Source organism: Staphylococcus rostri, assembly GCF_002902145.1.
Lineage (GTDB): Bacteria > Bacillota > Bacilli > Staphylococcales > Staphylococcaceae > Staphylococcus > Staphylococcus rostri.
Map to the genome: position 1 here is coordinate 1 of NZ_PPRF01000095.1, position 674 is coordinate 674.

A 674-nucleotide genomic window follows, 5' to 3' on the forward strand; every position below is an offset into this window, starting at 1 on the left:
GTAGATGTACCAGTTACTGTTACAGAAAAAGCTAAAACACAAGCTGAACAAAATGATCCAACAGCGACACCAGAAGTGGTAGAGCAAGGTGGAACAGTAGACTTAACAGATAACGTTGATACAAAAGGTCTTCCAGAAGGTACAATAGTTAAAGATGTAACACCAGAAGGATCAATCGATACTGACAAACCAGGTGAATACACTGGAACAGTAGAAGTTGTATATCCAGACGGTTCAAAAGACACAATCGAAGTACCAGTAACAGTTAAAGAAAAATTAACTGACGCTGACAAAAATGATCCAACTGTAACACCAGAGGTTGTAGAACAAGGTGGAAAAGTTGATTTAACAGATAACGTTGACTTAACTGACTTACCAGACGGTACAAAAGTTACAGACGTAACACCAGAAGGATCAATCGACACAGATAAAACTGGCGACTACACAGGTAAAGTAGAAATCACTTACCCAGATGGTTCTAAAGAAACTGTAGATGTACCGGTTAAAGTACAAGATACAACTGCGCCAAACGCACCAACAGTGAAGCAACCACAACCAGGTGACGATGTGATCACAGGTACAGCTGAACCAAACGGAACAGTAGACGTAACATTACCAAACGGCGATGTTATTAAAGACGTACCAGTAGATGCAGATGGTAACTACAAAGTAGA

At 40.2% G+C, this 674-nt stretch carries 1 protein-coding gene; it reads left to right on the forward strand.

The window, feature by feature from the left end; genetic code table 11:
- A partial coding sequence (locus CD122_RS10555; RefSeq protein ID WP_240624158.1) for a Rib/alpha-like domain-containing protein occupies positions 1 to 674 on the forward strand: 674 nt, incomplete at both ends.